The sequence below is a fragment of the Pseudomonas sp. PS01301 genome, from assembly GCF_029960215.1.
In the GTDB taxonomy this organism is placed as follows: Bacteria; Pseudomonadota; Gammaproteobacteria; order Pseudomonadales; family Pseudomonadaceae; genus Aquipseudomonas; species Aquipseudomonas coleopterorum.
Genome location: NZ_JASCPM010000074.1, coordinates 1 through 10,538, shown reverse-complemented (window position 1 = coordinate 10,538; position 10,538 = coordinate 1). Strand labels below are relative to the sequence as shown.

General features: G+C 60.5%; 8 protein-coding genes. 1 reads left to right on the top strand and 7 read right to left on the bottom strand.

The genetic code is table 11. The features are described 5' to 3' along the window. Positions 1-122: 122 nt before the first annotated feature. The 7 genes from QMX89_RS21965 to QMX89_RS21935 form a co-directional block, all read right to left on the bottom strand. Positions 123-1,007: an ABC transporter permease subunit gene (locus tag QMX89_RS21965; RefSeq protein ID WP_049860264.1), complete on the bottom strand. Its 885-nt coding sequence runs from the start codon at positions 1,005-1,007 to the stop codon at positions 123-125. Then, on the bottom strand, positions 1,004-1,885 hold the full coding sequence (locus QMX89_RS21960; protein ID WP_162240092.1) for an ABC transporter permease subunit: 882 nt from the start codon (positions 1,883-1,885) through the stop codon (positions 1,004-1,006). Before QMX89_RS21960 ends, QMX89_RS21965 begins: the two co-directional genes overlap by 4 nt. A 35-nt stretch (positions 1,886-1,920) precedes the next feature. Then, positions 1,921-3,063 carry a polyamine ABC transporter ATP-binding protein gene (potA, locus tag QMX89_RS21955; protein ID WP_049860266.1) on the bottom strand — a complete coding sequence of 381 codons (1,143 nt, stop codon included), beginning with the start codon at positions 3,061-3,063 and terminating at the stop codon, positions 1,921-1,923. A gap of 56 nt (positions 3,064-3,119) precedes the next feature. Further along, positions 3,120-4,214 carry a polyamine ABC transporter substrate-binding protein gene (locus QMX89_RS21950; protein ID WP_282349866.1) on the bottom strand — a complete coding sequence of 365 codons (1,095 nt, stop codon included), beginning with the start codon at positions 4,212-4,214 and terminating at the stop codon, positions 3,120-3,122. Between the two features lie 202 nt (positions 4,215-4,416). Continuing rightward, a complete protein-coding gene (locus QMX89_RS21945) occupies positions 4,417-5,514 on the bottom strand; it encodes a polyamine ABC transporter substrate-binding protein (RefSeq protein WP_056844715.1) in 1,098 nt (365 codons plus the stop codon). A 214-nt stretch (positions 5,515-5,728) separates the two neighbouring features. After that, the gene (locus QMX89_RS21940) at positions 5,729-7,093 is read right to left on the bottom strand and encodes an aspartate aminotransferase family protein (protein WP_282349865.1); all 1,365 of its coding nucleotides are present in this window, start codon (positions 7,091-7,093) and stop codon (positions 5,729-5,731) included. A gap of 16 nt (positions 7,094-7,109) precedes the next feature. Continuing rightward, the gene (locus QMX89_RS21935; RefSeq protein ID WP_049860269.1) at positions 7,110-8,468 is read right to left on the bottom strand and encodes a glutamine synthetase family protein; all 1,359 of its coding nucleotides are present in this window, start codon (positions 8,466-8,468) and stop codon (positions 7,110-7,112) included. A gap of 566 nt (positions 8,469-9,034) precedes the next feature. On the opposite strand from QMX89_RS21935, the gene QMX89_RS21930 reads away from it, so the two are divergent. Continuing rightward, on the top strand, positions 9,035-10,411 hold the full coding sequence (locus QMX89_RS21930) for a glutamine synthetase family protein (RefSeq protein ID WP_043192283.1): 1,377 nt from the start codon (positions 9,035-9,037) through the stop codon (positions 10,409-10,411). Positions 10,412-10,538: the final 127 nt, after the last annotated feature.

Here is a 10,538-nt window from a genome sequence, read left to right as displayed (position 1 = left end):
GGCAGAGCCCGCTCCCACAATAAACCCGCGCTGTGTCTGTGGAGTAGTGCTCTATTGTGGGAGCGGGTCTCTGCCCGCGAAGAGGCCCTCAAGGGCGCTGAAGATCCAGCGCCCTGCCGACATCAAACCGACGCCACCGGCCGCTGTGCCTTTGGCTGCTGCCAGGAGTTCGCTGCACTTTCCTCGATGGCTTGCTGGATCGCCTTGCGGCGCCGCTCTTCAGCCTGACGACCGAAGTACCAGACCAGGAATGTCACCAACGACACCGCCAGCAGAATCAGGCTGGCCACCGCGTTGATCTCGGGCTTCACGCCCAGGCGCACCGCCGAGAACACTTCCATCGGCAGCGTCGTGGAGCCCGGTCCGGATACGAAGCTGGCCAGTACCAGGTCATCCAGCGACAGTGCGAACGACATCATCCCACCGGCCGCCAGCGATGGCGCGATCATCGGGATGGTGATCAGAAAGAACACCTTCCACGGCCGTGCGCCCAGGTCCATGGCGGCCTCTTCGATCGACAGGTCCAGTTCACGCAGCCGCGAGGACACCACCACCGCCACGTACGAAGCGCAGAAGGTGGTATGGGCGATCCAGATCGTAGCGATACCGCGCTCCTGCGGCCAGCCGATCACCTGTGCCATGGCCACGAACAGCAGCAGCAACGACAGGCCAGTGATCACCTCGGGCATCACCAGCGGCGCTGTCACCAGGCCGCCGAACATCGTGCGGCCCCTGAAGCGACTGATACGGGTCAGCACGAACGCCGCCATGGTGCCCAGCGCCACAGCCGTCACCGCCGTGTAGCAGGCGATTTCCAGCGAGCGCATGACGGCGCCCATCAGCTGGGCGTTGTCCAGCAGGCCAACGTACCACTGCACCGACCAGCCGCCCCACACCGTCACCAGACGCGAGGCGTTGAAGGAGTAGATGACCAGGATCAACATCGGGGCATAGATGAAGATCAGCCCCAGTATCAGGATCAGTTTGGAGAACCCGAAACGCTTCATGCCTTGCCCTCCAGCTCTTTGGCCTGGCTGCGATTGAACAGCACGATGGGCACGATCAGAATCGCCAGCATCAGCACCGCCAGCGCCGAGGCGACGGGCCAGTCGCGGTTGTTGAAGAACTCCTGCCACAACACGCGGCCGATCATCAGGGTTTCCGGACCACCGAGTAGTTCGGGAATCACGAACTCGCCGACCACTGGAATGAACACCAGCATGCAACCGGCAATGATGCCGTTCTTGGACAGCGGCACGGTGATCTTCCAGAAGCTGTTGAACGTGCTCGAACCCAGGTCGGAGGCCGCTTCCAGCAGGCTGTTGTCATGCTTCACCAGATTGGCGAACAACGGCAGGATCATGAACGGCAGGTACGCATAGACCACACCGATGTACACCGCCAGGTTGGTATTGAGGATTTGCAAGGGCTGATCGATCACCCCCAGCCACAACAGAAAGGCGTTGAGCAGACCGTTGTTGCTCAGGATGCCCATCCAGGCATACACGCGAATCAGGATAGCGGTCCAGGTCGGCATCATGATCAGCAGCAACAGCACGGTTTGCAGGTCCTTGCGCGCCTTGCTGATGGCATAGGCCATGGGGTAGCCGACCAACAGGCAGATCAGCGTGCTGAAGAAGGCCATCTTCAGCGAGCCCAGGTAGGCCGAGATGTACAGGTCGTCCTCGGTGAGCAGCGCATAGTTGGCGAAATTCAAGACCAGCTGGAATTTCTGTTCGGCGTAGCTCCAGATTTCGGTGTACGGCGGGATCGCCACGTCGGCTTCGGCGAAGCTGATCTTGAGCACGATGAAGAACGGCAGCATGAAGAACAGGAACAGCCACAGGAACGGTACGCCAATGACCATCTGGCGACCGTCGGGGATGATCCGCTTGAGCTTGCGTTTGATCTTGCGCAGTTTCATGAGCGCAGTACCACGCCGCTGTCGTCTTCCCACCAGACGAACACTTCGTCGTCCCAGGTCGGGCGGGCGCCGCGGCGCTCGGCGTTGGCCACGAACGACTGCACCAGCTTGCCGCACGGCAACTGCACGTGGAACACCGAATGACCGCCCAGGTAGGCGATGTCATGGACCTTGCCGCGCGACCAGTTGTGCTCGGTGGCCGGTTGCTCGGTGGTCACCAGCATCTTTTCCGGACGAATCGCGTAGGTCACGTTCTTGTCTTCGGCAGCGGTACTCACACCATGGCCGACATAGATGCTGCGTTCCAGCTCCGGGCTGCTGATCAACGCGTAGCCTTCCATGTCCTCGACCACCTGGCCTTCGAACAGGTTGACGTTGCCGATGAACTCGCACACCAGGCGGCTGGTGGGGGTTTCGTAGATGTCGATCGGGCTGCCGATCTGGGCGATCCAGCCCAGGTGCATGATGGCGATGCGCTGGGCCATGGTCATGGCCTCTTCCTGGTCGTGGGTCACCATCACACAGGTCACACCGACCCGCTCGATGATCTCCACCAGCTCCAGCTGCATCTGCGAGCGCAGCTTCTTGTCCAGCGCACCCATCGGCTCGTCGAGCAGCAACAGCTTGGGCTTCTTCGCCAGCGAGCGGGCCAGCGCGACGCGCTGACGCTGACCGCCGGACAACTGGTGAGGCTTGCGCTTGCCGTACTGGGTCATCTGCACCAGCTTGAGCATTTCAGCCACGCGTGCGTCGATCTCGGCGGCCGGCAGCTTGTCCTGCTTGAGGCCGAAGGCGATGTTCTGCGCCACCGTCATGTGCGGGAACAACGCATAGGACTGGAACATCATGTTGATCGGCCGCTCGTAGGGCGGCATGTCGGTGATGTCCACGCCATCGAGAAAGATACGCCCCTCGGTCGGCCGTTCGAAGCCTGCCAGCATGCGCAGCAAGGTGGACTTGCCGGAGCCGGAACCACCCAGCAAGGCAAAGATCTCACCCTGATTGATTTCCAGGGACACGTCGTCCACGGCCACCGTTTCGTCGAATTTCTTCGTGACCTTTTCGATCCGGACCAGCACCTTCTTCGGTTGCTGGCTGCCTTCTAGGGCTTTTTTGTAGGCGCTGGAGGCAACAGCCATTCACGAAACTCCCAAACTTGAGTGAGGGCGGCTCTGGATCGGGCCGCCCTGGGTATTTATTTGCCCGACTTGACCTTGGTCCAGCTGCGGGTCATCAAGCGCTGCACCTTGGGCGGCAGCTCGACGTTGACGTAAAGCTTGTCCTGAATGGCCTGTGGCGGATAGACCGACTCGTCGCTGCGCACGTCCTGATCCATGAACTCGCCGGACTTGAGGTTGGGGTTGGCATAGCCGACATAGTCGCTGACCTTGGCAATCACCTCTGGTTTCAACAGGTAGTCGATGAACGCCAGGCCCTGCTTGGCATCCGGCGCATCGGCGGGGATGGCCAGCATGTCGAACCACAGGTTGCCGCCTTCCTTGGGAATCGAATAGGCCAGTTTGATGCCCTTGCCCGCTTCCTCGGCACGCGACTTGGCCTGGAACACGTCGCCGGAATAGCCCACGGCCACGCAGATGTTGCCGTTGGCCAGGTCGCTGATGTACTTGGAGGAATGGAAGTAGGTCACGTAGGGACGGACCTTGAGCAGCTTCTCCTCGGCTTTCTTGTACAGCTTCTCGTCGGTGGTGTTGGGGTCCAGGCCCATGTAGTTGAGCACGGCTGGAAACATCTCGTCGGGCGAGTCGAGGAAAGCGACGCCGCACTTGGACAGCTTCTTGATGTTTTCAGGCTCGAACACCATGGCCCAGGAATCGATCTTGTCGACACCCAGCACGTCCTTGATCTTGTCCACGTTGTAACCGATGCCGTTGGTACCCCACAGGTAGGGCACGGCGTACTGGTTGCCCGGATCGTTCTTTTCCAGGCGCTTGAGCAGCACCGGATCCAGGTTGGAGTAATTCGTCAGCTGGGTCTTGTCCAGTTTCTGGAAAGCCCCGGCCTTGATCTGTTTGCCCAGGAAATGGTTGGACGGCACCACCACGTCGTAGCCGGTATGGCCCGCCAGCAACTTGCCTTCCAGGGTTTCGTTGGAGTCGAACACGTCGTAGATCGGCTTGATACCGGTCGCGGCTTCGAAATCCGCCAGGGTGCTTTCGCCGATGTAATCGGACCAGTTGTAGATGTGCACGGTGCCTGCCGCTTGGGCATTGAGCGCCAGGGTCAGACCCGCACCGATCAGCATGGCCTTGCGAAACAAAGAGTGTGACAAGTGGAGGTCCTCTCAAGCGTTTGTTCTATAAGACAAACCGGCGCGCAACTTACAGCCCATGCGCGCACGCCGCAATTGCTGATTCACCTGGGCCGAGATCGAATTGCGCCCTTCGCGGCCACGGACCGCTCCTACAGACTGTTCATATCCCCCGTAGGAGCGGTCATCGGCCGCGAATGACGCAGCGCAATACCCGCCCGGCTTATTTGCCCGACTTAATCTTCGTCCAGCTGCGCGTCATGATGCGCTGCGTTGCCGCAGGCAGATCGGCGATGGCATACAGCTTGGCCTGCACGTCGGCTGGCGGGTAGATACCAGGATCTTCGCTGATGGCTTTATCCACCAAAGCCGTTGCAGCCTCGTTACCGTTGGGGAATTGCACGCTGTTGGTGATCTCGGCCATGACTTCCGGCTTCATCAGGAAGGTCATGAACTTGTAGGCGCCTTCGACGTTCTCGGCATCCTTGGGAATGGCCACCATGTCGAAGAAGCTGCCAGCACCTTCCTTGGGAATGTTGTAGCTGACCTTGACCTTGCCACCGGCCTCTTCGGCGCGCGACTTGGCCTGGTAGATGTCACCCGAGTAACCCACGGCTACACAGATGTTGCCGTTGGCCAGGTCGGAGATGTACTTGGAGGAGTGGAAGTAGCCGATCGAAGGACGCACCTTGAGGAACAGCGCTTCGGCTTCGGCAAGCTGCTTCTTGTCCTGAGAGTCGGTCGGATAGCCCAGGTAATGCAGGGCGATTGGCAGCATCTCGGTCGGCGAATCGAGGAAGCTGATGCCGCACGACTTCAGCTTGGCCGCGTTTTCCGGCTTGAACAGCAGGTCCCAGCTGTTGGTCGGCGCGTCGGCACCCAGGGCAGCCTTGACCTTGTCGGGATTGAAGCCGATGCCGATCGAGCCCCACATGTACGGGAAGGCATGCTTGTTGTCCGGATCGCTCACCGACACTGCCTTGAGCAGCGATTGATTGAGGTTCTTCCAGTTCGGCAGCTTGGAGCGGTCCAGTTCCTGGTAAACGCCGGCCTTGATCTGCTTGGCCAGGAAGTTGTTGGAAGGCACGACGATATCGTAGCCGGACTTGCCGGCTAGCAACTTGGCTTCCAGGGTTTCGTTGCTGTCGAATACGTCGTAGACGACCTTGATCCCCGACTCCTCCTCGAACTGCTTGATCGTGTTCGGCGCAATGTAGTCCGACCAGTTGTACACGTGCAGAACCTTGTCGTCCGCCTGCGCAGCACTGGCCATCGCCCCCATCAGGGCCGCGGCGAGGAGGGTCTTGCCAAATATCTTCATGCGTTGTGCTCCAATTTTATCGAAATCCGATGTCGAGATTGCTGGGGAAGCTGCCGATGCCCTGTGGGTGCTGGCGCTGTCTGCGAACGGCGTGAATCGGTGTCGCGGCCATTCGCGGGCAGAGCCCGCTCCCACAAGGGGTACGAACATTCGCGGGCATAGCCTGTTCCTACAGGGGCAGGCATCAATTCGTCAGCCTCGGCAAGCCTAGCATTTAGCCACCTAGCGCTTCGAGTGTCAGGTCAAGGCAAAGGCGTGCCTTGCTCACCAGCTCGTCGATCTCGGCATGGCTGATGACCAGCGGCGGAGCGATGATCATGGTGTCACCGACGGCGCGCATGATCAGCCCGTTGTCGAAACAGAACTGCCGACAGATCATGCCGGCGCCACGGCCTTCGTGGCGGCTACGGGTAGCCTTGTCCTTGACCAGTTCGATCGCCCCAAGCATGCCCAGGCCGCGCACCTCACCCACCAGCGGGTGGTCTTGCAGCTCCCGCAGACGCTTTTGCAAATACGGTGCCGCCTCGGTGCGAACGTTATCGACGATGTGCTCGTCGCGCAGGATACGCAGGTTTTCCAGCCCTACTGCCGCCGCTACCGGATGCCCGGAATAGGTGAAGCCATGGTTGAAGTCGCCACCCTGGTTGATCACCTGCACGACTTCGTCGCGCACGATCACTCCACCCATGGGGATGTAGCCGCTGGTGAGGCCCTTGGCGATGGTCATCAGGTCGGGCGCCAGGTCGTAGTAGTCGCTGCCGAACCAGTGGCCGGTACGGCCGAAGCCACAGATCACTTCATCGGCGACGAACAGGATGTCGTAGCGCGCCAGCACTTCCTTGACCTTCGGCCAGTAGCTTTCGGGCGGAATGATCACCCCGCCGGCGCCCTGGATAGGCTCGGCGATGAACGCCGCGACGTTGTCTTCGCCCACTTCCAGGATCTTCTTTTCCAGCTCCTCGGCGGCCCACACACCGAACTCGTCGGGGGTCATGTCACCGCCTTCGCCGAACCAGTACGGCTGGGCAATGTGCACGATGCCGGGAATCGGCAGGTCACCCTGCTCATGCATGCCCGACATGCCGCCCAGGCTGGCACCGGCCACGGTGGAGCCGTGGTAGCCATTCACGCGGCTGATGATGACCTTCTTCTCGGGCTTGCCCTTGAGCGCCCAGTAATGGCGCACCAGGCGCAGCACGGTGTCGTTGCCTTCGGAGCCCGAACCGGTGAAGAACACATGGTTCATGCCCGCCGGCGCCAGGTCGGCGATGGCCTTGGCCAGCTCCAGCGCAGGCGGGTGGGCGGTCTGGAAAAACAGATTGTAATAAGGCAGCTCGCGCATCTGCGCGCTGGCGGCCTGCACCAGCTCTTCGCGACCGTAGCCTATGGCCACGCACCACAGGCCCGCCATGCCGTCGAGGATCTTGTGCCCTTCGCTGTCCCACAGGTACACGCCGTCGGCCTTGGTGATGATCCGCGGACCCTTGTTCTTGAGCTGCGTGTAATCGCTGAAAGGCGCCAGGTGATGGGCGCTGCTCAAGTCCTGCCAGTGCTGGGTCTGGGGGTTGTTGTTGCTCATCTGTAGCTCCTTTTTCTCACACCGCGAACAGCAGGAACTCACGTTCCCACGAGCTGATCACGCGCTTGAAGTTCTCGTGTTCGGCGCGCTTGACCGCGACATAGCCGACGACGAATTTCTTGCCCAGGTATTTCTCCACCGTCTTGCAGTTTTCCATGCGCTCCAGCGCATCCTCGATAGTCAACGGCAGACGCAGGTTGCGACGTTCATAGCCACGGCCCTGGACCGGGGCGCTCGGGTTCAAGCCCTCGACCATGCCGATGTAGCCGCACAGCAGGCTGGCGGCAATGGCCAAGTACGGGTTGGCATCGGCGCCCGGCAGGCGGTTCTCGACTCGCCGATTCTGCGGCGTCGCATCAGGCACGCGCAGGCCCACGGTGCGGTTTTCCTCGCCCCACTCGACGTTGACCGGCGCCGAGGTGTCGGGCAGGAAGCGGCGGAAGGAATTGACGTTGGGCGCGAACAGCGGCAGCAGTTCGGGAATGAATTTCTGCAGGCCGCCGACGTGGTGCAGGAACAGCTGGCTCATGGAGCCGTCTTCGTTGGCGAAGATGTTCTTGCCGGTGGCCGAATCGACGATGCTCTGGTGCAGGTGCATGGCGCTGCCCGGCTCGCCGGTCATGGGCTTGGCCATGAAGGTCGCGGCCACGTTGTGCTTGAGCGCGGCTTCGCGCATGGTGCGTTTGAACACCAGGATCTGGTCGGCCAGGTGCAGGGCATTGCCGTGCCGGAAATTGATTTCCATCTGCGCCGTGCCGTCTTCGTGGATCAGCGTGTCGAGGTCCAGGTTCTGCGCCTCGCACCAGTCGTAGACGTCTTCGAACAACGGATCGAACTCGTTCGCCGCCTCGATGGAAAACGACTGTCGACCGGTTTCGGGACGCCCGGAGCGGCCGATCGGCGGCTGCAGCGGAAAGTCCGGGTCTTCGCAGCGCTTGGTCAGGTAGAACTCCATCTCCGGCGCCACGATCGGCTGCCAGCCCTTGTCCGCGTACAGCTTCAAGACCTTCTTGAGCACGTTGCGCGGCGACAGCTCGATGGGGTTGCCCTGCTTGTCGTAGGTGTCGTGGATGACCTGCGCGGTGGGCTCGATGGCCCAGGGAACGAGAAACACCGCGTTCTCGTCGGGGCGGCAGATCATGTCGATGTCGGCGGGGTCGAGCAACTCGTAGTAGATGTCGTCTTCTACATAATCGCCGGTCACAGTTTGCAATAAAACACTTTCCGGCAAGCGCATGCCCTTTTCGGCGATGAACTTGTTGGTCGGGGAGATCTTGCCGCGGGTGATCCCGGTGAGGTCGCCGATCAGGCATTCGACTTCGGTGATCTTGTGTTCTTTCAACCAATCGGTGAGCTGGTCGAGGTTGGGACTCATAAATACCTCAGGAGGCCATTAACCCGGCTCGCGGCGAGCCAGGCACTTGTTGACGCATGGGCGTCGTTGGAAAAGCGGTCAAGCGAGGGCACCACGATGCCCGCCCGGCCTTTCGATACCCGGCCGGAACGTGAGGCTCAGGGTAGCGGTTTCGGGGCAAAGGCAATACATGACGGACAAAAAAACAGAGACGCAACGCCGTGGGCTGTCAATTATTCTGGCCGCTGGCAACCGGCGGCTGCAGCGACTGAAATCAGATAATGGCAGGCGTGCCATGATTCACCCTCGGTCTTATTGAAATGACGGGTTGAAAACGAGCTTAGCCTTGTTCATTTTTTTCCACAACTCTCGGACAACTCTCGACCTGCAAACTTCACCGTGCACTTTTCATGCAGTTGCAAAGTGCCTTAATTGCCTGTCACGCGCGCCCTGATATGCAGCAAAAGAGGCTCAACAGCGCCCTTTCAGGGCAAAACCCGGCTCGCTTGACTTCATGTTGGCTTTCGGATTGACTGAAACCTGCTCAACCCAATGATTGATATTTTTAACAACAAAGGTGTTGCATCATGTCGGTACCCCCGCGTGCCGTTCAGCTCAACGAAGCGAACGCATTCCTTAAGGAACATCCTGAGGTTCTGTACGTCGACCTTCTGATTGCAGATATGAATGGTGTGGTGCGCGGCAAGCGCATCGAACGCACCAGCCTCCACAAGGTTTACGAGAAAGGCATCAACCTGCCCGCCTCGCTGTTTGCTCTGGACATCAACGGCTCCACCGTGGAAAGCACCGGCCTTGGCCTGGACATCGGCGATGCCGATCGGATCTGCTATCCCATCCCCGACACCCTGTGCAACGAGCCTTGGCAGAAGCGCCCTACTGCGCAGTTGCTGATGACCATGCACGAACTCGAAGGCGAACCCTTCTTCGCCGATCCGCGTGAAGTGCTGCGCCAGGTCGTCGAGAAATTCGACGCCATGGGCCTGACCATCTGCGCCGCGTTCGAGCTGGAGTTCTACCTGATCGACCAGGAGAACGTGAACGGTCGCCCGCAACCACCGCGCTCACCCATTTCCGGCAAGCGTCCGCATTCGACCCAGGTGTATCTGATCGACGATCTGGACGAGTACGTGGACTGTCTGCAGGACATTCTGGAAGGGGCGAAGGAACAAGGCATTCCGGCCGACGCCATCGTCAAGGAAAGTGCGCCGGCGCAGTTCGAGGTCAATCTGCACCACGTCGCCGATGCCATGAAGGCCTGCGATTACGCAGTGCTGCTCAAGCGCCTGATCAAGAACATCGCCTACGACCATGAGATGGACACCACGTTCATGGCCAAGCCTTACCCGGGCCAGGCGGGCAACGGTTTGCACGTGCACATCTCGATCCTGGACAAGGACGGCAAGAACATTTTCACCAGTGAGGATCCCGAGCAGAACGCCGCATTGCGTCACGCGATCGGCGGTGTGCTCGAGACCCTGCCCGCGTCGATGGCGTTCCTGTGCCCGAACGTCAATTCGTACCGCCGCTTCGGTGCTCAGTTCTATGTGCCCAACTCCCCGTGCTGGGGCCTGGACAATCGGACCGTGGCGCTACGCGTGCCCACCGGGACGCCGGATGCCGTGCGCCTGGAACACCGCGTCGCCGGTGCCGATGCCAATCCCTACCTGCTGATGGCTGCGGTTCTGGCTGGCGTGCACCATGGCCTGACCAACCAGGTCGAGCCTAATGAGCCGGTGACGGGCAACTCCTACGAGCAGAACGAGCAGAGCCTGCCGACCAACCTGCGCGATGCCCTGCGCCTGCTGGACGACAGCGAGGTGCTGGCCAAGTACATCGATCCGAAATACATCGATATCTTCGTGGCCTGCAAGGAAAGCGAGCTGGAAGAGTTCGAACACTCCATCTCGGATTTGGAATACAACTGGTACCTGCACACGGTGTAACGGCCGGGTGCCGCAACGCGGTTCCTGGACCGCGGTGCGGCAGGTGCACCGCATCGCAACCGGACGCGGCTCGCGCCGCTGCTACAGGGGATCGCCGTATCTTCTGGATATGCAATCCCTGTAGCAG